The sequence below is a fragment of the Caballeronia sp. LZ029 genome, from assembly GCF_031451275.1.
GTDB lineage: Bacteria > Pseudomonadota > Gammaproteobacteria > Burkholderiales > Burkholderiaceae > Caballeronia > Caballeronia jiangsuensis.
In genome coordinates this window covers 472,411-493,894 of the sequence record NZ_JARUXO010000093.1, presented here as the reverse complement: position 1 = coordinate 493,894, position 21,484 = coordinate 472,411, and the positions used below count along the sequence as shown (strand labels likewise).

The window sequence follows — 21,484 nt, the reverse complement described above, 5'->3', positions numbered from 1 at the left end:
GATGAATCGATACTCGATCCGGCTAGATGTAAAAACGATATGTGCCTCGACAAAAGTACGTGAGGTTCACGGGCATACGACGCGCGGAATCGCCTGTTCGGTGAGCACGCTTTCATACAGCGCCCGATAAGCATCGACCATCGCATCCACGTTGAAGCGCCCGGCGTATTCGCGCAGACGCTCGTGCACGTCCGGGTCTTCGAGCAGTGCAATCGCTTCATGCAACTTGCCGATGATCGTCGATGGACGCGCCATGTCGAACACCAGATTCGTGCGCGGCTCAATGACCTCGGGAATGCCGCCGGTGTTTGCACCAACGACGGGCACGCCGTGCGAATACGCTTCGACCGTCACGCGCCCGAACGGTTCGTTCCAGATCGATGGCACCACGAGAATATCGATGCCATTGAAGAATTCGTCGGGGTTCACACGGCCGAGATACTCGATGCGCGGATCGTCGTACTTCGCCTTGATCGCACTGAGATAGTCCGCATCGGCGTGGCCGCCGACGGCGAGCGTCCATTGCAGCGTGTCGTCGCCGAGCAGTTGTTCGAGCAGCACTTCCAGCCCTTTCTCTTTCGACACGCGCCCGAGCAGGCCGAGCCGCACCGGGCCACCGCGATAACGGCGCGTGCGTTGCGGCAAGCTCGATTCTTCGTTCGACTCGCAGGCGTTGTAGATGACCGCCGTGCGTGCGGCGCGCGAAAAGTAGCCGCTTTCCAGGTGCTTTTGCAGCACGAAGCGGCTGACGCCCACGGCGGCCGCGACGCGCGCCGACGCGACGCGCTTGGGCTGCGCATACACGGCGCAGACGCCGCACTGCCGCTGGCACGGCTTGTCATGAGAGAACATGATGGCCGTCGGACACATCAGATAATAATCGCGCGCCGTATGCACGATCGGCACGCCGGCATTGCGTGCGAGCCGCCAGATATCGACGGAGAGGCAAGACAGATTGCTGGTGCTGATCACGTCCGGCTTTTCGCGTGCGATGATGCTGGACAGCTTGCGCGACATGATGACGTTATACACATCGATGGCATGCCAGATGAGCTTCGCGACGCGGCCGTGCTTCTCGCGCACATGCGGCCAGTAAAGATTGACCGAACGTAGCCGATACACCTTCACGCCGTTCACGTCGTCGACACGGTCGGCGCCCGTGCCTGTCGCGCAGACCACGCAGACTTCGATGCCCGCCCTGACCAGGCCCTCGGCGAGAAGCCGCGTCGATATCTCGGCGCCTCCGGGTTCATCCGGAAAGTAGAGGGTGTTCGCGATCAGTATCTTCACGACGTCGAAGTCTCCTTGGGAAGGCCTATTCAGAAACACGGCGGTGCGAAGTGCTATCAGGGTGCGCCAGTCGATGACACGACAGAAAACCCTGTGAATCGAGGCATAAAGTTAAATCATCATACTCGACGTGAGATCGCCCGACGTCGTGTTCGATGCATTGAGCGCGCAGCGCCCGGCGACGCAATGTCGTACCGTGCTCATCTCTGCCATGACAGGTACTCGCGCGAGCGTATTTCCGCTGCGGATAGAGAAAGCGTGCACATCGTGAACAGGATCGCAGAGACTGCGCTGCAGAAAACATAACAGTTTGCGCACCATCGTTCAATGCAGTACCGCACAGACATCGCGGGTCCTGCCGTGAGCGTGCGCAGTCTCGAAAGAAACGACTGGAGAGTATGCCGGAGCACGATAGATGCTCGCGCAAAAAGAAAAACGCCGCGGCTCGCGCCGCGGCGTTCGTCCGCTAAGTTACTGCTGCTCGTACCAGGAGTAGGTCGGAAGCGACGGCAACGGCGTGCCGATCTGGAACGTGATGTCTCGCAGCGAAGTCAGCACGATGTTGCGTGGGTCGCCCATGTATCGACGGACATCGCCGTTATCGTTGATATAGACCACGATATTGCCCGTGATACCCGCGACGTTCGTGCTGGACAGCGGCTGTCCCCAGATATCGAAAACCTCGCCGAGCGTGAATGTCTTCACGTTCGGTGTTTCGATATGGATGATGCCGGTGTTGTCATGCGTATGCATCTCGTAGTTGCACTGCGGCAGGATGCCGACGTTCTTCGGGAACGCGAGCCACTGGCCGTCCTTGAAGATGGCGACATGCGAGTGCACGTGGAAGGTTTCGGCCATGCCCGCCGCGCAGATCACGCCATCCACCGGCGCGCCCGTGGCGCCTGTCGCCGTCATGCCGTCCGCCCAGAACGCACTGCCCACGACGCCGCCGAAGGAGAGCGTGGTGACGGTCGATGTGAAGGGCGGCGGATCGGTCCACGTATAGGTGGCGATCTGGGCCGGCGGCGTGCCGACGACCAACGTCACTTCGCCGTGCTGCGGCAGCGCGAGGCTCGCGAGATCGCCGGTGTATTTCGTGAGCGTGCCGCCCGTGTTGACCCAGGCGGTCACCGTGCCGGCGATGCCTGCGACGTTGGTGGTGCTGAGCGGCTGACCCCATACGGCGAAGAATTGACCCAGCGTGTACGTGCCGTTCGAGGTCACGTCCATGCGAATCTTGCCCGACGCATCGACCGTGTGGACCGGATAGACACAGCCCCGCTGCAGGGCCATCGTCGGCGCCACGCTGCCGATGTTCGCCGGCAACGCGAGCTGCTTGCCGTCCTGATAGATCGACAGATGCGCGTAGCTGTACTTGTTACCTGCCACCGTGCAGGTGAGATTGCTGACCGCCTGGCCGGTGCCGCCGGAGGATGTCGAGCCATCGTTCCATTGCGCGGTGCCGAGCGTCGTGCCGTCGACGACGGCGGTCGCTGCGGCGAGAGTAGGTGTGGTGTTCGTCGGCGTTGTCGGCGTCGATGCCGGTGCCGGTGCGCTCGCGCCGGTGTCGCCCGAGTTCGCGGGCGAACTCGAGCCGTTGCTCGCAGTACTGTCACCGCCGCCACCACCGCCGCAAGCGGCAAGCAATGCAAGCGCCGCGACTGAGAGTGCGCCGGCGATCCAGCGCGTATGCATATGTTTCTCTTTGAGCATGTGTCGACTCCGCCCCTTGGATGGATTTCTGAAGGTGCTGCGGGCTGCACTGCGGGCGCATGCGCGATGCATGCGTGGCGTGCATCCGGCATCTGAAGCATCGCGATCCGCTCCGGCGCAAGAAGACGCTTGCCCGTCGAGACGGTATCGATGCGATTGACGCAAGTGTTGACGCCTGTCGCTGCGGCGCGCGGTTGAATGACCGGATGCGTATCGGTCGGCGCACGCCGATGAAGCTCAGCGATTCATCGAAAGAGAGAAACCGGTCCGGCCATCTGATTCGCCGGCAGAGGCAATGTAGCGTCGATGTCTCGTGGTCGCAAGCAAAACTACCGTTGGATACGAGTTCAGATAGCGCGGTTTGTGAGTGTGTGCGGTCGCGCACATACGACGGGTCGCCGCTTCAGCAGAAAATCGAGGTTGTGATCGAAGTGTCGTCCTTCAGCAAACAACGCCTCGATAAACGCGGTACGCTCAAGGCGCAGCCGAAGCATGGGCGGAAGCGATTTCGTCTGACGTGTAAGGAAATTTGGAGGCGAGTGCATGACTCTCTCAAAGGCGCTGATCCACAGCGTAAGGGACTGGTTGCCCGACAACCTGTATTTGAGCATTTATCACCGTCGCAGGATCGGGCGCTTTCCAAAAATGCGCCATCCGACGACATTCAATGAAAAGATTCTGCGGCGCTGTCTCGAACCCGATCCGCGCTTTGGCGACCTTACCGACAAGTTGAAGGTTCGAGAATATGTTGCCGATAAGATCGGCAGCGAGTATCTCGTACCGCTCGTTGCCGAGCCGTCGGATTTCACGCGAGAAGTTTTCGATGCTCTGCCGCCGGCGTTCGTCATGAAGGCGAATCACGGCAGCGGCTTCGTGCATCTCGTCAAGGACAAGAGCACCACGTCGTTCGAAGAACTCGATGCGCTGGCGCAAAGCTGGTTATCGACCGACTTCTATGCGATCGCGCGTGAGCGGCACTACCGCACGATCGAGCGGCGCATCTTCTTCGAGGCGCTTCTTGTCGAACCGGATGGAAAGGTCCCACCCGATCTGAAGCTTCATGTCTTCAACAAGCAATCGGGCGATCCGAAAATCTTCATCCTCGTCATCTCGGACCGCTTCGGCGAATCGCCGCGCGGCGATATATACGACGCTGACTGGAACCGTCTCGACATCTCGATGGGCCACTACAAGCGCAGCGCAACGCCGGCTCCGCGGCCTGAGAAACTGGACGCGCTGCTGTCGGTGGCGCGCACGCTGGCCAGCGATTTCGAATTCGTGCGTGTCGATCTCTACGATTCGAATGACGCAATCTATTTCGGGGAACTGACGTTCACGCCGGGCGCGGGAATGTTTCGGCTGCGGCCGGACCGGGTGGACTACGAGTGGGGCAATCTGATGTGATTGCGGCTGCGAAACGTGGCGTGCGGGGAGCCTATTCGAGCGCCTGCGCGCCACGCCATACGCGGCACTGCTGACGCACGACCTCATGCAATGAATCGTGCGCGCCGTAGATTCGGCGCAGCCACATGGCATCGCTCAAACCGGACGTCACGGTACGCCTGACGATGTCGAGTCCTTCCTCGGCGCCCAACACTTTCGCATGGCTCGCGATCGCGTCGAGCGTCGCAAGAATCTCGCCCCGGATCGTATCGCGCTGCCCGGTATGCGGATTCACGCAGGTGCCGTCGAGTCCGAAGCGGCAGGCCATGAAGCGGTTGGTTCGATACACTTCATAATCGCGCTCGCTGAGGGGCACAGGCTTATCGAGCAGAAGATACCGCGCGAGCGCCTGAATATAAGCGGCAATCGCCGCGGCCCATTCGACACGCAGCGGTGTGTCCATCACGCGTACTTCGATCGTGCCGTAACCGGGGCTCGGACGAATGTCCCAGTAAAAGTCCTTCAGGCTCTTGACGAGGCCCGTGTTGGTCATGCGATCGAAGTACTCTTCGAACGCGGACCAGCTCGTCATGAAAGGCGCTTGCCCTGCCAGCGGAAATGGCGCGACCGAATTGAGCCGCGCGCATTGAAACTGCGTATCGCTGCCCTGCACGAATGGAGAAGAAGCCGCGAGCGCGATGAAGTGCGGGACGTAGCGCGAAAGCGAGTGCAGTAGAACGAGCGCCGAATCGGGATCGGGACAACCTACATGTACGTGCTGGCCGAAGATCGTGAACTGCTGGTACAGCGCTCCGTACAAGCCCATGAGGTATTCCGAGCGCTCGCGCCCGTCGGAGCGTTGGTCGTACCAGTTCTGAAAGAAGTTCGTGCCTCCGCCGCACACGCCGACGTTCAGAAAGTCCGCTGCCCGGACCAGCGTATCGCGCAGCACCTGCAGTTCGCTGCGCGCCTGATCGAAGTCCTTGCAGATGCCGGTCGACAACTCGATCATCCCTTCGGTCGTCTCCGGGTTGATCGCCCCCGCGAAGCTCTCTTCCTTTACGCGATTCAGCAGCTCCGTGGTCGCCTTGGTCAGGTTGTAGTCGTGGGTATTGACGACCTGAACTTCGAGTTCGACGCCAATCGTGAACGGCTCTGATGACGCAAATGGCTGCAGCATGGGATGTCCTGTCGCGCGGAGTCGAAGACCGAGATCGGCGTTTTCATTCTACGCGACTCGGCTCGACTCAATGACGCCTGCGTCACAGACGAGCGTGCGATTCGGCGGCGCCCACGACAGGGAACCAACGCCGGCTCAATCCGGCAATACGTTCGGAACCCCCACGCGGCCTTCCATCAGCACGCGCGCGCTGCGGCTCATGATGGCTTTCTTCACCTGCCACTCGCCGTTCGATTCGACCGCTTCCGCGCCGACCCGCAACGTGCCCGACGGATGCCCGAAGCGCACCGACTGACGCTCGCCGCCGCCCGCCGCGAGATTGACGAGCGTGCCGGGAATCGCCGCCGCCGTGCCGATGGCGACGGCAGCCGTGCCCATCATCGCGTGATGCAGCTTGCCCATCGACATCGCGCGCACGAGCACATCGACATCGTCCGCGCCGATCCGCTTGCCGCTCGATGCGACATAGTCCGCCGGAGCCGCGACGAACGCGATCTTCGGCGTGTGCTGACGCGTGGCGATTTCATCGAGGCTCTTGATGAGCCCCATGCGCAGCGCGCCGTATGCGCGAATGGTTTCGAAGCGCTTCAACGCCGCGTCATCGCTGTTGATCGCGTCCTGAAGCTCGGTGCCCTTGTAGCCGATAGCGTCCGCGTTGACGAAGATCGTCGGAATGCCCGCGTTGATCATCGTCGCCTTGAAGGTGCCGATGCCGGGGACGTCGAGATCGTCGACGAGATTGCCCGTCGGGAACATCGCGCCTCCCGCGCCTTCTTCCTCCGCTGCCGGATCGAGAAATTCGAGCTGCACTTCGGCGGCGGGGAAGGTCACGCCGTCCAGTTCGAAGTCGCCGGTTTCCTGCACCGAGCCGCTCGTCATCGGCACATGCGCGATGATCGTCTTGCCGATATTCGCCTGCCAGATGCGCACAATCGCGACGCCGTTGTCCGGCACGCGCTCCGGATCGACGAGGCCGCCCGCGATCGCGAACGGTCCGACCGCCGCGGAAAGATTGCCGCAGTTGCCGCTCCAGTCGACGAACGGCTTGTCGATGGCGACCTGACCGAAGAGATAATCGACATCATGACCGGGCCGCGTGCTCTTAGAGACGATGACCGTCTTGCTCGTGCTCGACGTCGCGCCGCCCATGCCGTCGATCTGCTTGCCATACGGGTCCGGGCTGCCGATCACGCGCAGGAAGAGCGCATCGCGCGCGGCTCCGGGCACGCGCGCCGCTTCGGGCAAATCGTTCAGGCGAAAGAAAACGCCCTTGCTGGTGCCGCCGCGCATGTAGGTCGCGGCGATCTTGATCTGTGGTGCGTGTGCCATGTGATTCCTTGTGAGAGAGATGGCGTCCGATGTCAGGCCGCCGCCTTCGACGACTCCAGGAAGTCCTGCGCGAAGCGTTGCAGCACGCCGCCGGCTTCGTAGATCGACACTTCTTCCGCCGTGTCGAGGCGGCACGTCACGGGCACCTCGACACGCTCGCCGTTCGCGCGATGAATCACGAGCGTTAGATCCGCGCGCGGCTTGCGCTCGCCGATCACGTCATAGGTCTCGGTGCCGTCGATAGCGAATGTCTGTCGATTCGCGCCCGGCTTGAATTCGAGCGGCAGCACGCCCATGCCGATCAGGTTCGTGCGATGAATGCGCTCGAAGCCTTCCGCGACGATCGCTTCGACGCCCGCGAGCCGCACGCCTTTCGCGGCCCAGTCGCGCGACGAGCCTTGCCCGTAATCCGCGCCCGCGACGATGATGAGCGGCTGCTTGCGCTCCATGTAGGTTTCGATCGCTTCCCACATGCGCGTAACCTTGCCTTCCGGTTCGATGCGAGCGAGCGAGCCCTTCTTCTGCTGACCTTCGACGATCGCCATTTCATTGATGAGCGTCGGATTCGCGAAGGTCGCGCGCTGCGCCGTCAGATGGTCGCCGCGATGCGTCGCGTACGAGTTGAAGTCTTCCTCCGGCAAGCCCATTTTCGTGAGGTATTCGCCGGCCGCGCTGTTCGCGAGGATCGCGTTGGACGGCGAGAGATGGTCCGTCGTGATGTTGTCGCCGAGCACGGCGAGCGGGCGCATTCCCGTGAGCGTGCGTTCACCCGCGAGCGCGCCTTCCCAATACGGCGGGCGGCGAATGTACGTGCTTTGCGCGCGCCAGTCGTAGAGCGGGCTGATGGCTTCGCCGCTCGCCGGGGTCAGCGCAAACATCGGCTCGTAGACCTTTCGGAATTGTTCCGGCTTCACGCTTTGCTTGACGATGGCGTCGATTTCCTCGTCGCTCGGCCAGATGTCCTTCAGATACACGGGCTGGCCTTTCGCGCCGATGCCGAGCGCATCGCGTTCGATGTCGAAGCGGATCGTGCCCGCGATCGCGTACGCGACGACGAGCGGCGGCGACGCGAGAAACGCCTGCTTCGCGTACGGATGAATGCGGCCGTCGAAGTTGCGATTGCCGGAGAGCACGGCGGTCGCGTACAGATCGCGATCGATGATTTCCTGCTGGATCGCGGGATCGAGCGCGCCGGACATGCCGTTGCACGTCGTGCATGCGAACGCGACGATGCCGAAGCCGAGCTGTTCCAGATCCGGCAGCAAACCGGCTTCCTGCAAATACAGTTCGACCGCTTTCGAGCCCGGCGCGAGCGACGATTTCACCCACGGCTTGCGCGTGAGGCCTTGCGCATTCGCATTGCGCGCGAGGAGCGCCGCCGCGATCACGTTGCGCGGATTGCTGGTGTTGGTGCAGCTCGTGATCGCCGCGATGATCACCGCGCCGTCCGGCATCTGCCCCGGCGTGTCTTCCCATTTGCCCGCGATGCCGCGCGCCGCCAGTTCCGAAACGGGCAGGCGCTTGTGCGGATTCGACGGCCCGGCCATGTTGCGCACGACCGCCGACAGATCGAAGCGCAGCACGCGCTCATATTCGGCATGCGTCAGCGAATCGGCCCACAGTCCTGCGGTTTTCGCGTATTGCTCGACGAGGCTCACTTGCTTGTCCTCGCGGCCGGTGAGACGCAAATACTCGATCGTCTGCTCGTCGATGTAGAACATCGCGGCGGTCGCGCCGTATTCGGGCGCCATGTTCGAGATCGTCGCGCGGTCGCCGAGCGTGAGGCTCGAAGCACCTTCGCCATAGAACTCGAGATACGCGCCGACCACTTTTTCCTTGCGCAGGAATTCGGTGAGCGCGAGCACGATATCGGTTGCCGTGATGCCCGGCTGACGCTTGCCGGAAAGCTCGACGCCGACGATATCCGGCAGGCGCATCCACGACGCGCGGCCCAGCATCACGTTTTCGGCTTCGAGGCCGCCCACGCCGATCGCGATCACGCCGAGCGCATCGACGTGCGGCGTGTGGCTGTCGGTGCCGACGAGCGTATCCGGATACGCGATGCCGTCGATCGCATGAATGACCGGCGACATGCGCTCAAGATTGATCTGATGCATGATCCCGTTGCCCGGGGGAATCACATCGACGTTCTTGAACGCCTTCTTGGTCCAGTTGATGAAGTCGAAGCGATCCTCGTTGCGCCGGTCTTCGATGGCGCGGTTCTTCGCGAACGCATCCGGATCGAAGCCGCCGCATTCCACCGCGAGCGAATGATCGACGATGAGCTGCACGGGCACCACGGGATTCACTTTCGCGGGATCGCCGCCCTGGTCCGCGATCGCATCGCGCAGGCCAGCGAGATCGACGAGCGCGGTCTGTCCGAGAATGTCGTGACACACGACGCGCGCCGGGAACCACGGGAAATCGCGCTCCCGCTTCCTTTCGACGAGCTGCATCAGCGATTGTTCGAGCATCGCCGGATCGCAGCGGCGCACGAGATTCTCCGCGAGCACGCGCGAGGTGTAGGGCAGCTTGTCGTATGCGCCCGGCGCGATGGCTTCGACGGCTGCGCGCGCATCGAAGTAATCGAGCGAGGAGCCGGGCAGGGGTTTGCGGTTTGCAGTATTCATCGCGGTGTCTCGGTCATTGCATGGTCTTTCAGATGCCACGCTCGAAGGGTACTGTGGGGAAACCCCTTCGTTTAATAATTCGGTCTATTTTATGCGCCGCTGGCGTTACGGTTCGAGGAGAGATTACGCTCAACTCGCGTATCGGTCATCAACGGCTTTCGCATCGATTGCGGTAAAAAAAGGGCCCGCTGCCGGGTGCGGCAGCGGAGCCCGAAGCCCTCACGTATCTCGCGTATCAACGTCAAGGGGGTTCGATGTGCCTCAGGCGCGCTTCGCCAGCGGGACGAACTCGAGGTTTTCCGGACCGGTGTAATTCGCGCTCGGCCGGATGATCTTGTTGTCGATGCGTTGCTCGATGATGTGCGCGGCCCAACCCGACGTGCGCGAGATCACGAAGAGCGGCGTGAACATGGCCGTGGGCACGCCCATCATGTGATACGACACCGCGCTGAACCAGTCGAGATTGGGGAACATCTTCTTTGCGTCCCACATCACCGTTTCGAGGCGCTCGGCGATATCGAAGAGCTTCGTGTCGCCCGCTTCCTTCGACAGCTTCTTCGCGATTTCCTTGATGACCTTGTTGCGCGGATCGGAGATCGTGTACACCGGATGGCCGAAGCCGATCACGACTTCCTTGTTCTCCACGCGGCGCTTGATGTCGGCTTCGGCCGCATCGGGCGTCTCGTAGCGCGATTGAATGTCGAAGGCCGCTTCGTTCGCGCCGCCGTGCTTCGGGCCGCGCAGCGCGCCGATCGCGCCGGTGATCGCCGAGTACATGTCGGTGCCGGTGCCCGCGATCACGCGCGCCGTGAACGTCGATGCGTTGAATTCGTGCTCGGCGTACAGGTTCAGCGATACGTGCATCGCATCGACCCACGACTTCGACGGCGCCACGCCATGCAGCAGATGCAGGAAGTGTCCGCCGATGGAATCGTCATCGGTTTCGACTTCGATACGCTTGCCGTTATGCGAGTAGTGATACCAGTACAGCAGCATCGAGCCGAGCGAGGCCATCAACTTGTCGGCGATATCCTTCGCGCCCGGCACGTTGTGATCGTCCTTCTCCGGCAGGATGGTGCCGAGCACGGAGACACCGGTGCGCATCACGTCCATCGGATGCGCGGACGCGGGAATCCATTCGAGCGCGGCCTTCAGGTTCGCGGGCAGGCCGCGCAATGCCTTGAGCTTCGTCTTGTACGCCTTCAGTTCGGCCGCATTCGGCAGCTTGCCGTGCACGAGCAGATGCGCGATTTCTTCGAATTCGGAAGTGGTCGCGACATCGAGAATGTCGTAGCCGCGATAGTGCAAGTCATTGCCGGTCTTGCCAACCGTGCACAGCGCGGTATTGCCCGCCGTGACGCCGGACAGCGCGACGGATTTCTTCGGCTTGAATGCGCCTGCGGTGCTGTTGTCTGCTTCGCTCATCGATTTCGTCTCCTTCACAAGGGTTATTTCTTTGCTGCAAAAAGCTGATCGAGCTTGTCTTCGTAGGCGTGATAGCCGAGATACTTGTACAGATCGGCGCGCGTCTGCATCGTTTCGACGGCGGCCTTTTGCGTGCCGTCGCGCTTCACGGTCTCGTAGAAGTTGAGCGCGGCGGCGTTCATCGCGCGATACGCGCCGCAGCAATATAAGGCGATATCGACGTTCGCGTCCTTCAGTTCATCGACGGTGAAGAACGGCGTCGAGCCGAACTCGGTCAGGTTCGCGAGAATCGGCACGCGCACGGCGGCCTTGAAGCGGCGATAGTCGTCGAGCGTCTTCATCGCTTCGGGGAAGATCATGTCGGCGCCCGCTTCCACATACGCGACCGCACGTTCGATCGCCGCGTCGATGCCTTCGGCGCCCGCGGCGTCGGTGCGCGCCATGATGACGAACGACTCGTCGGTGCGCGCATCGACGGCGGCCTTCACGCGATCGACCATTTCGCTCGTCGGCACGACTTCCTTGCCCGGCCGATGACCGCAGCGCTTCTGCCCGACCTGATCCTCGATATGAACGGCAGCCACGCCCGCCTTGATGAACGAACGGATCGTGCGCGCGATGTTGAACGCGCCGCCCCAGCCCGTATCGATATCGACCATCAGCGGCAGCGAGGACGCGTCGGTGATGCGGCGCGCGTCGATGAGCACGTCTTCCATCGTGCTGATGCCGAGGTCGGGCATGCCGAGCGAATTGGCGGCCACGCCGCCGCCCGACAGATAAAGCGCCTTGAAACCGACGGCTTCGGCCATCTTCGCGGCGTACGCGGTGATCGCGCCGACGACCTGAAGCGGGGCTTCGTCGCGGACGGCCTGGCGGAACCGCGCGCCTGCGGTCTGTGCGGACTGAATTTCGGAACTCACGTTTTGTCTCCTGATGAAGTCGGCCCATTAATGCAATTTGCTTGCCAGGGCGTTCTCGTCTCGCAAGTCATTGATTTTGCAGCACAAGGAAAATTTGACCGAACGTAAGTGCTTTCACGGATGAAATCCCGGATTTCGAATCTGAAACCGATGTTGCATACTGGATGCGCCTCATCGTTTCATTCACCGCAGAAGATCATGCAAACGGAAACCGCGTCTCGCCCGCGCATCTGGGCCGTCGGTATCAGCCGGCTCAGGGATTTGTTCATCGATATCGCCGGCGCCTACGCCGATCGCGCCGAACTCGACGTCGTTCCGCTCGGCTACGAGGACGCCGCGAACAGCATCGAAGGCGCGCGCGACGAGCGGCCCGATGTCGTCGTTGCGGGCGGCTCCAACGGCGCTTATCTCAAGAGCCGCGTGTCGGTGCCGGTCGTCGTGATCAGCCCGACCGGCTTCGACGTGATGCACGCGCTCACGAAGGCGCGGCGCGAGGGCGCGAGCGTCGCGCTCGTCACGCACGGCGACACGCCCGCCGAAATACGCCGCTTCCTCGCCGCATACGGCATCGACATGATCTGCGAATCGTATCGCTCGGCGCAGGACGCGGAGAGCCTCGTGCTCGATCTGCGCGATCGCGGCGTCGATGTCGTGGTCGGCCCCGGCCTCGTCGCGGATCTGGCCGCCGACGCGGGCATGAGCTCGGTGTTTCTGTATTCGCGCACGTCCGTCGTCGCGGCGTTCGAGACCGCGCTGGAAGTCGCGCAGGCGATGCGCCGCGAAGTCGCGCGCCGCAATCGGCTCGACAACCTGTTGCAGCATCTTCGCGATGGCGTCGTCGCGGTCGATGCGGGCGGGCGCATCGAAGCGATCAATCGCCGGCTCGCGACCGCGCTCGGCATCGGCGACGCATCGCGCGCGGTCGGCCGGGCGCTGCTCGATGTCGCGCCCGAACTCGACGGCGTGTTGCCCGTCGCCGATGGCGATGTGTTCGGCGCCGTGCGCGGAGTGAGCTACGCGATCCATCGCGGACCGCTGGCAAGCGATGGCGCAGCGGGCGGCACGATCTTCACGTTCCAGGAATCGCGTGCGGTCGAGCGTCTCGACCGGACCCTGCGATCGCGGCAGGGCGCGCAGGAATTCGTCGCGCGCTATCGGCTGGAGGACGTCGTCGGCGAGTCGGAATCGATCGAGCGCGTGAGAGCGCTCGTGCGCCGCTACGCGAAGTCCGATGCCACCGTGCTGATTCTCGGCGAAAGCGGCACCGGCAAGGAAATGGTCGCGCAGAGCATGCATCGCCTGAGCCGCCGCAAGGACTTTCCGTTCGTCGCGATGAACTGCGGCGCGTTCCCCGAAGCGCTGCTCGAAAGCGAGCTGTTCGGCTACGAGGAAGGCGCGTTCACGGGCGCGCGCAAGGGCGGCAAGGCCGGGTTGATCGAAGCGGCGCATCGCGGAACCTTGTTTCTCGACGAGATCGGCGAGATGCCGCCTTCGCTGCAAAGCCGCCTGCTGCGCGTGCTGCAGGAAAGAGAAGTGATACGCCTCGGATCGACGGAGCCGACGCGTGTCGATATCCGCGTGATCGCCGCGACACATCGCACGCTCGCGGAAGGCGTCGCGGATGGATCGTTTCGGGCCGACCTGTTTTATCGAATCAATATCCTGAGCGTCGCGGTGCCGCCGTTGCGCGCGCGATCCAGCGACATCCTGCCGCTCGCGACGGAACTGCTGATGCAGGCCGCGAGACGCGACAAGGCGCTTGCGCAACGCGTGCCCGGCCGCGACGACGCAGAGCGCCTGCTCGCGCCGCTGGAACAGGCGCTGCGTGCTTATCCGTGGCCCGGCAATGTGCGCGAATTGCAGAACATCGTCGAGCGCATTGCCGTGGAGATTCCGGACATGGACATCGACAAGGAACAACCGCTTGCGTTGACCCTCGACGACCTGCTGGCGATCGCGCCCGAGTTGTCCGAACTCAGGACCGAGGCGAGCGCGGATCTGTCGCTACGTGACCTGAGCCGTTCGGTGGAAGCCGATCAGGTCCGTGCGACGCTTGCCGCGTTCGGCGGCGATCGGGACGCCGTCTGCAAGGCGCTCGGCATCAGCAAGACGACCTTGTGGCGAAGGCTCAACGCGAAGCGTTGAAGTCCCGGCGAGCGGCGACGGCCTGCTCGCCGAATTGCAGCGCCGCGAGCTGCGCGTAGAGCGGCGAGCTTCGCAGCAACTCGGCGTGCCGGCCTTGCGCGACGATGCGCCCCTGGTCCATCACGACGATCCGGTCCGCCTGCTGGACAGTCGCCAGCCGATGCGCGATGACGAGCGTGGTGCGGTTCTGCGCGGCGTTGTCCAGCGCCGTTTGCACGAGTCGTTCGCTCGCTGCATCGAGCGCGCTGGTGGCTTCGTCGAGCAACAGAATGGGTGGATCGCGGAGGATCGCCCGCGCGATCGCGATGCGCTGACGCTGCCCGCCCGAGAGCCTCACGCCGCGCTCGCCGAGAAACGTGTCGTAGCCCTGCGGAAGCTGTTCGATGAAACCCGCGGCGGCGGCCATGCCGGCGGCGTGTCGCACCTGCGCGAGCGTCGCGTCGGGCATGCCGTAGCGGATGTTGTCGAATACGCTTCCGGAGAAGATCACCGAGTCCTGCAACACGACGCCGACCGTGCGGCGCAACGTGCCGAACGACATGTGCCGTGTCGCGACGCCGTTGATCGAAATGCTTCCGGACTGCGGATCATAGAAGCGCAGCAGCAACTGGAACAGCGTGGTCTTGCCCGCTCCCGATGGCCCGACGAGCGCGACATGCTCGCCCGGTCCGACATGGAGCGAGAATCCGGTCAGCGTCGCGATGCCTTCGCGGGAAGGATAGGAAAAGCTCACATCGTCGAAGCGGATGCCTTCGCCGGCGGCCGGCATCGGCGTGGTCGTTGCGGCCTCGGTGACGGGCGAGCGCGCGGCCAGAAGCTGCATGAGACGTTCGGTTGCGCCGGCGGCGCGCTGCAGATCGCCCCATACCTCGGCGAGCGCGCCGACGGCGCCCGCCGTGAACACCGCATACAGGATGAACTGCGACAACTGGCCCGCCGTCATCTGTTTCGCCAGCACGGCCTGCGCGCCGAGCCAGAGCACGAAGACGACGGCGGCGAACACGAACACGATGACCACGGCCGTCAACCCTGCGCGAGCGCGGATTCGCGTAAGCGCCGTCTCGAAGGCGGATTCCACCGCCGTGCCGAAGCGCTTCGCCTCGAACGCTTCCTGCGTGTACGACTGCACCGTCGGCATGGCGTTGAGCACTTCGCCCGCCAGCGCGCTCGCGGTCGCGACCTTGTCCTGGCTCGCGCGCGAAAGCCGCCGCACGCGCCGTCCGAAGAAGACGATAGGCGCGATCACCACGATCAGCACGGCGATGATGTAGCCGGACAGCACGGGGCTCGTCGCCACCAGCATCGCGATGCCGCCGACCGTCAGCAAGGCGTTGCGCAATCCCAGCGACAGGCTGGTGCCCACGACCGTCTGGATCAGCGTCGTGTCGGTGGTGAGGCGCGAGAGGACTTCGCCCGTCTGTGTCGTCTCGAAGAACTGCGGGCTCATTCGCATGATGTGATCGTAGACCGCGCTCCGCATGTCGGCCGTCACGCGCTCGCCCAGCCACGATACCCAGTAGAAGCGCAATGCCGTCGCGCCCGCGAGCACGAGCGAGACGACGAAAAGCGCGATGAAATAGCGGTCGATATGCGTCCGGTCGCCGCTCGCGAATCCGCGATCGATCAGGTATCTGAAAGCCATCGGCAGCGCCAGCGTCGCGCACGCGGACGTCACGAGCGCCAGGAACGCGAGCGCCCAGCGCCCGGCATAAGGCCGCAGAAAGGGAGCGAGGGAGAAGAGCAGGCCGACGCGCGGCAAGCGAGCTGCTGCAGATGACATGGAATCCTGGCGTAGTGGAGAGCGGTCGATGACATCGAGCGTCGCAAGCCAGTTTATCTTCTTGCGCGCGCGCTTCCATCTGCAAACACGAGCGTTCGTTCGATTCGAGCCTTTCTTTCCGATCCGCGCAATCGCGAAGCGACGGCATTGGGAAAATCGTCCGCACATCCTAAGATCAGAGACAGTGACTTTGAGGGCGGGCCCGAATGGCCGCGTCATGACGTTCCGGAACGCATCGTCCCGTACCGCGCAAAGCATGTCGAGGGTCCCAACGATGAACAAGAAACCGACCGGTTCAAGGCGACTGCTTCTTGCCGTCGCGTTCTGTCTCGCCACGTGCCATGCAGCGATCGCATTTTCCGCGGAGATTTCCGGCGCGGGCTCCACATTCGTCTATCCGCTATTGCTGAAATGGGCGGACACCTACCACACGAAAACCGGTCAGCGCGTCGCCTACCAGCCTACCGGCTCAGGAAACGGCGTCCGCCAGATCAAGGCGGCGAGAGTGACTTTCGGGGCATCGGACATGCCGCTCGCGCCCGACGAACTGCGCGCGGCGGGACTGGCCCAGTTCCCTGTCGTGATCGGCGGCGTGGTGCCCGTCGTCAATCTTCCCGGCGTAGGTCCGGGGCAGATTCGTCTGACCGGGCCGCTGCTCGCCGACATCTACCTCGGCAAGATCGTCAACTGGAATGATCCGGCCATCGTCGCGCTCAATCCGAATGTCAGTGTTCCGAATCTAAAGATCGTCGTCGTGCATCGGAACGAGAGTTCGGGCACCACCTTCAACTGGGTCAGCTTCCTTTCGCAGAGCAGCGCCGCCTGGAAAAGCGGCGTGGGCGCGGGCACGACGGTCAAATGGCCGACCGGCGTTGGCGCGGCCGGCAACGACGGCGTCGCGATGTACATCAAGAACGTGGAAGGCTCGATCGGATATGTCGAACTGACTTACGCGCTGCAACGGAATCTGGCCTTCACCGCCGTGCAGAACAGAAGCGGAGCCTTCGTGGAACCGTCGCGGGCGAGCTTCAGCGCAGCCGCCGCTGCCGCCGACTGGACTCAGCAGCCGGACTTCTATCAGATCGTGACGGACGCGCCCGGAGAGAACGCATGGCCGATCGCCGGCGTGGTGTTCGTGCTCGTGCCGCGAGAGGCGAAGGACCCGGCTGCGCTGAAAGCCGCGCTCGCGTTTTTCAGATGGGCGCTCAACGAAGGACAGGCCGACGCCGATGCCGAGCACTACGTCTCCTTGCCACCGGTTCTCGTCAGGCAGATCGAGGCTTACTGGGACGAGAACATCAAGTAAGCGCCGCGCGATCACGACCGTTACAGCAACGACTTTCCCTGAGCGAGAATCTTGTCGCAAACCTGCTTCGTGAGTTGTTCCTTCAGACCGCCGCCGCTCAGATCGACCTGCTTGCCGTTACCGCTATCGAGGATTCCCTTCGCGCCGCTGGTGTATCCGCTGTCGCTCGAAGCCGAACCGCCGAGCTTGCTCATGAGCCCGTCCTTGACCGACGATGCGCCGCCTCCGAGGTAGTTGTTCTTGATGCAGTATTCGAGCACGCCCGCGACATTGCTCGTGCTGCCGGAACTCAGCGAGTCCAGCGACATGCCGCTGCTCAATCCGCCGAGACTGCCGAGCGCGCCGCCCCCGCTGCTTTTGCCCTGATCGAGAAGGTTGCCGAGCTGGGCGTGTGTCAGCGGGATGTAAAGCAAGGACGTGGCCAGAATCGCACGGATCCAGAAGTGACGTTTGCACGAAATCATGGTGCCTCCGTTTTTGTGAGCTTTAACTATAGTTCTTCTGAAGGAAGCGATCAGCGGGCGTGTCAGGTCATGGCGGAAGCCCGCGCTCAGCCCCACGTGTCGATGACGCGGCTGTCGTCGCGTGCGCCGAGGCCCGCGTCCGCTGCGGCGTGATAGCGGGCATTGGCGACGGACAGCAGCGGAACGTCGGCGCCGCACGCCCGCGCGGCCGCGACCACGAGATCGCTGTCCTTCACGAAGATGTCGATGGCGCTCGTCACCGTCACGTCGGCGGCTTGCAACATGCGCGGCCCGCGATCGGACAGCATCCACGAACCGGCCGCGCCTGTTTCGACCAGATCGAGCACGGCGGCGGGATCGAGACCGAGCGAGCGCGCCAGATTCAGCGCCTCCGCCGCAGCGACGATATGCACCGAGCACAAATGCTGGTTCACGAGCTTGATCGCCTGTCCGTCGCCGAGCTTCGTGCCTGTGATGCGCACGGTGCCCATCGCGTCGAGCACGGGGCGCGCGTCGTCGATGTCGCGTTGCGCGCCTGCCGCGAAGATCACGAGTTCGCCGCGCTTCGCGCGCGCGGTGCCGCCCGTCACGGGTGCGTCGATCACTCGCGCGCCCGCCGCCGCCAGCCGTTCGCCCTCTCGACGCACGGCGTCCGGGCCGACCGTCGACATGATCACCCACGTCTGACCGGCAAGGTTCGCGCCGACGCCATCGACGAGCGATGCCAGTTGCCGCGGCGTCGCCACCATCGCGACGACGACGCTGGCGGCTGGCGCATCCGCGAAGCCATCGACGGCGGCGAGGCCGCTTTCCTGCGCGAGCCCGCGCGCGCGGCTCGACAGATCGACGCCCGTCACGGCATGGCCCGTCGTCTTGATCCGCTGCGCCATCGGCAAACCGATCGCGCCGAGGCCGATGAAGGTCACGTTCATGGCTGCCCTTTAGCGCACGACATTGACCGGCGCGCCCGCCACGAATGCCGCGATGTTGTCGATCAACTGATCCGCGAGCGTCTGCTGCGCTTCATCCGATGCCCACGCGACGTGCGGCGTCACGATCACGTTCGGCCGGCCCGCGACGCGCATCAGCGGATTGCCGGGCGCGGGCGGCTCGGTCGCGAGCACATCGAAGCCCGCGCCGCTGATCCAGCCTTCATCGAGCGCCTCGACGAGCGCGGCTTCGTCCACGAGTCCGCCGCGCGCCGTGTTGATGATGAGCGGCTTCTTCTTCATCGCGCGAAATTCGACCGTCGACAGCATGCCGCGCGTATGCGGCGTGAGCGGGCTGTGAATGGTGATGACGTCGCTCGTCGCGAGCATTTCGTCCCACGGCGTGTAGAGCGGGCCGAGTCCCTCGCGTCCCTTGTGCGCGGCGAAGATCGGCCGCATGCCGAACACGCGGGCGATTTCCGCGACGCGCTGCCCGAGCACGCCTTCGCCGATGATGCCGAGCGTCGCGCCGCCCAGATCGCGAATCGGATGATTGAAAAAGCAGAACTGCCCGGCCTTCTGCCATTCGCCTTCGAGGACATCATCGCGATAGGCGACCAGATTGCGCCGCAGTGCGAGCATCAGCGCGAACGTATGCTCGGGCACGGTGTTCACCGCATAGCCGCGAATGTTCGAGACGACGATGCCGCACCGCTCGCACGCGCTCTTGTCGATGCAATCGGTGCCCGTCGCGGCCACCGCGATGAGCCTGAGCTCCGGCAACTGGTCGAGCACCTCCGCCGTGAGCGCGACCTTGTTGGTGATCGCGATGCTCGCGCCCGCGAGACGCGCCACCACTTCATCGGGCGCGGTGCGCTCGAATTCGACGAGCTCGTGCTCGAACGCGGGCCGCTTCAGGCGGATCTGCGGCGCGAGCGTCTCGCGGTCCAGAAAAACGATCTTCTGCATGCTCTTTCCTTGCTGTTCAGGATTCAAAGATGCCGCTTCACTTCTTCGACGATATGGCGCGGCGTGATGCCGAAATGTTCGTAGAGCGCCTCGGCCGGCCCCGAAGCGCCGAAGCCCTTCATGCCGACGAAGCCGCCGCGCTCGCCGATGTAGCGGTCCCAGCCGAAGCGCACCGCCGCTTCCACCACGACACGCACGGTGTCCGCGCCGAGCACGCTCGAGCGATACGCCGCATCCTCATCGTCGAAGCGTTCGCAACAGGGCATCGACACGACCGCCGTCGCGATGCCCGCCGCCTGCAACTGCTCGCGCGCCGCGAGCGCCAGCGCGACCTCCGAGCCGGTCGCGATGAGCGTCACGCGCCGCACGCCGCCTTTGGCCTCGGCGAGCACGTAGCCGCCGCGCGCCGAGCGGTTGTCGTCCTCGTGCTTCGTACGCACGATCGGCAGCGCCTGGCGCGCGAACACCATCGTGCTCGGGCCGCTCTTGCGCTCGTAGGCGAGCATCCAGCATTCGGCGGCCTCGACGGCATCGGCGGGACGGAACACGTGCATGTTCGGCATCGCGCGCAGGGACGCGAGAATCTCGACGGGCTGATGCGTCGGTCCATTCTTGGCGACGCCGATCGAGTCGTGGCTGAAGACGAACTTCACCGGCAGGCCCATGAGCGCGGCCATGCGCATCGCGGGGCGTTCGTAATCGGAGAAGGCGAGATAGGTGACGGTGAGCGGAATCACGCCGCCGTGCGCGGCCATGCCGTTCGCCATCGCGCCCATCACGTGTTCGCGCACGCCGCAATGGACGTAAGCGCCGCCGCGATCTTCGACCGTGAATGCGCGCAGGCTGCGCTTGTGGCTCGTCGGCGCTTCGAGATCGGCGCAACCTACCATGCGTTCGGGCAGCACGTTCGCGAGGAGATCGTTGATCTCGGCGGAGATCATGATGCCGCCCGGCGCTTCGTCGCGCGTTCCGGCATCGCGCTTGTAGGTTTCCAGCGTGTGCCGCCATCCTTCGGGCAATTCGCCGGCCTGGATGCGGTCGAACTCCGCGCGCGCAGGTGCGGGCAACGAAGCGACACGCTCGCGCCATGCGCGATATTCGTCTTCGCTGCGCCGTCCCGCTTCGCGCCATTCGTGGAGTACGTCGTCGGGAATCTCGAAGGGCGCATGCGGCCAGTTCATCGCGTTGCGCGCGGCGTCGGCGTCCTTGTCGAAGAGACGTCCGCTGTGTCCGCCGCGCTGACCTTGCAGACGCGCGATGCCGCGTGCGATCGTCGTGCGGCACGCGAGCATCGACGGACGCGGATCGGCTTTCGCTTGCGCCAGCGCATCCGACACGGCTTCGAGATCGTGCCCGTCCACTTCGATCACATGCCAGCCCGCGACGCGAAAACGCTCGCTGACGTTCTCACTGATCGAGAGCGTGGTGCTGCCGTCGTCGGTGATGCGGTTGTCGTCCCAGCACAGAATCAGCTTGCCGAGCTTCAGATGCCCGGCGAGCGAGATCATTTCCTGTCCGACGCCCTCTTGCAGACAGCCATCGCCGACGAACGCATACGTGTAATGATCGACGACGCCCGCGCCGAACTTCGCGTTGAGATACGCCTCGGCCACCGCCATGCCGAACGCGTTCGCGATGCCCTGCCCGAGCGGGCCGGTCGTCACCTCGATGCCCGAGGCCGTGTCGAATTCCGGATGGCCTTCGCAATGCGAGCCCATTTCGCGGAACGTCCGGATCTGGTCGATGCCGAAGTTCGCATAACCCGTGAGATGCAAGAGCGCATAGAGCAGCATCGAGCCGTGGCCGTTCGAGAGCACGAAACGGTCGCGGTCGGGCCATTGCGGATCGGCGGGATTGAACTTCATGTGCCGCGTGAACAGCGCCGTGGCGATTTCCGCCATGCCGAGCGGCACGCCCTGATGACCTTCGCCCGCGCGCACGATGGCGTCGATGGCAAGAAAGCGAATGGCGTTCGACAGCTTGTGCGTGTCGATGGAAGACATGACTTCTCCTGGCCGCTC

Annotated in this window: 15 protein-coding genes; 3 read left to right on the top strand and 12 right to left on the bottom strand. The window is 63.8% G+C overall.

Annotation, left to right across the window (positions count from 1 at the left end; translation table 11 throughout):
- Positions 1–66: 66 nt before the first annotated feature.
- Positions 67–1,290, bottom strand: coding sequence for a glycosyltransferase family 4 protein (locus tag QCE73_RS36270; protein ID WP_309885662.1), 1,224 nt, complete (start codon positions 1,288–1,290; stop codon positions 67–69).
- A gap of 471 nt (positions 1,291–1,761) precedes the next feature.
- Entirely contained in the window at positions 1,762–3,003 is a 1,242-nt protein-coding gene (locus QCE73_RS36265; RefSeq protein ID WP_309885661.1) for a hypothetical protein, read from the bottom strand.
- 543 nt (positions 3,004–3,546) lie between these two features.
- Between QCE73_RS36265 and QCE73_RS36260 the strand changes: the two genes are divergently transcribed.
- Positions 3,547–4,407: an ATP-grasp fold amidoligase family protein gene (locus tag QCE73_RS36260; protein ID WP_309885660.1), complete on the top strand. Its 861-nt coding sequence runs from the start codon at positions 3,547–3,549 to the stop codon at positions 4,405–4,407.
- 31 nt (positions 4,408–4,438) lie between these two features.
- On the opposite strand, the gene QCE73_RS36255 is transcribed toward QCE73_RS36260, so the two are convergent.
- The 5 genes from QCE73_RS36255 to prpB form a co-directional block, all read right to left on the bottom strand.
- Entirely contained in the window at positions 4,439–5,566 is a 1,128-nt protein-coding gene (locus QCE73_RS36255; RefSeq protein WP_309885659.1) for a YbdK family carboxylate-amine ligase, read from the bottom strand.
- A gap of 135 nt (positions 5,567–5,701) precedes the next feature.
- On the bottom strand, positions 5,702–6,895 hold the full coding sequence (gene prpF / locus QCE73_RS36250; protein WP_309885658.1) for a 2-methylaconitate cis-trans isomerase PrpF: 1,194 nt from the start codon (positions 6,893–6,895) through the stop codon (positions 5,702–5,704).
- A gap of 32 nt (positions 6,896–6,927) precedes the next feature.
- Complete coding sequence (gene acnD, locus QCE73_RS36245) at positions 6,928–9,525, bottom strand: Fe/S-dependent 2-methylisocitrate dehydratase AcnD (protein WP_309885657.1); 2,598 nt, start codon at positions 9,523–9,525, stop codon at positions 6,928–6,930.
- A 261-nt stretch (positions 9,526–9,786) separates the two neighbouring features.
- A complete protein-coding gene (prpC, locus tag QCE73_RS36240) occupies positions 9,787–10,950 on the bottom strand; it encodes a 2-methylcitrate synthase (protein WP_309885656.1) in 1,164 nt (387 codons plus the stop codon).
- A gap of 23 nt (positions 10,951–10,973) precedes the next feature.
- Complete coding sequence (gene prpB / locus QCE73_RS36235; RefSeq protein WP_309885655.1) at positions 10,974–11,870, bottom strand: methylisocitrate lyase; 897 nt, start codon at positions 11,868–11,870, stop codon at positions 10,974–10,976.
- Between the two features lie 198 nt (positions 11,871–12,068).
- Here prpB and prpR point away from each other — a divergent pair, with 198 nt between their 5' ends.
- Positions 12,069–14,015, top strand: a complete 1,947-nt coding sequence (gene prpR / locus QCE73_RS36230; RefSeq protein WP_309885654.1) for a propionate catabolism operon regulatory protein PrpR — start codon at positions 12,069–12,071, stop codon at positions 14,013–14,015.
- On the opposite strand, the gene QCE73_RS36225 is transcribed toward prpR, so the two are convergent.
- Positions 13,999–15,795, bottom strand: coding sequence for an ABC transporter transmembrane domain-containing protein (locus QCE73_RS36225; protein ID WP_309885653.1), 1,797 nt, complete (start codon positions 15,793–15,795; stop codon positions 13,999–14,001). The two genes, prpR and QCE73_RS36225, sit on opposite strands and share 17 nt — an antisense overlap.
- Before the next feature lie 274 nt (positions 15,796–16,069).
- Between QCE73_RS36225 and pstS the strand changes: the two genes are divergently transcribed.
- Complete coding sequence (gene pstS, locus QCE73_RS36220; protein WP_051627215.1) at positions 16,070–17,101, top strand: phosphate ABC transporter substrate-binding protein PstS; 1,032 nt, start codon at positions 16,070–16,072, stop codon at positions 17,099–17,101.
- 20 nt (positions 17,102–17,121) lie between these two features.
- Here the strand turns inward: pstS and QCE73_RS36215 are convergent, their stop codons facing one another.
- The 4 genes from QCE73_RS36215 to tkt all read right to left on the bottom strand — a co-directional run bounded on the left by QCE73_RS36215 (position 17,122) and on the right by tkt (position 21,466).
- On the bottom strand, positions 17,122–17,565 hold the full coding sequence (locus QCE73_RS36215; protein ID WP_309885652.1) for a DUF2501 domain-containing protein: 444 nt from the start codon (positions 17,563–17,565) through the stop codon (positions 17,122–17,124).
- An 86-nt stretch (positions 17,566–17,651) separates the two neighbouring features.
- The gene (locus QCE73_RS36210; RefSeq protein ID WP_309885651.1) at positions 17,652–18,497 is read right to left on the bottom strand and encodes an NAD(P)-dependent oxidoreductase; all 846 of its coding nucleotides are present in this window, start codon (positions 18,495–18,497) and stop codon (positions 17,652–17,654) included.
- A gap of 9 nt (positions 18,498–18,506) precedes the next feature.
- On the bottom strand, positions 18,507–19,463 hold the full coding sequence (locus tag QCE73_RS36205; RefSeq protein ID WP_309885650.1) for a D-2-hydroxyacid dehydrogenase: 957 nt from the start codon (positions 19,461–19,463) through the stop codon (positions 18,507–18,509).
- A 23-nt stretch (positions 19,464–19,486) separates the two neighbouring features.
- Positions 19,487–21,466 carry a transketolase gene (gene tkt, locus QCE73_RS36200; RefSeq protein WP_309885649.1) on the bottom strand — a complete coding sequence of 660 codons (1,980 nt, stop codon included), beginning with the start codon at positions 21,464–21,466 and terminating at the stop codon, positions 19,487–19,489.
- Positions 21,467–21,484: the final 18 nt, after the last annotated feature.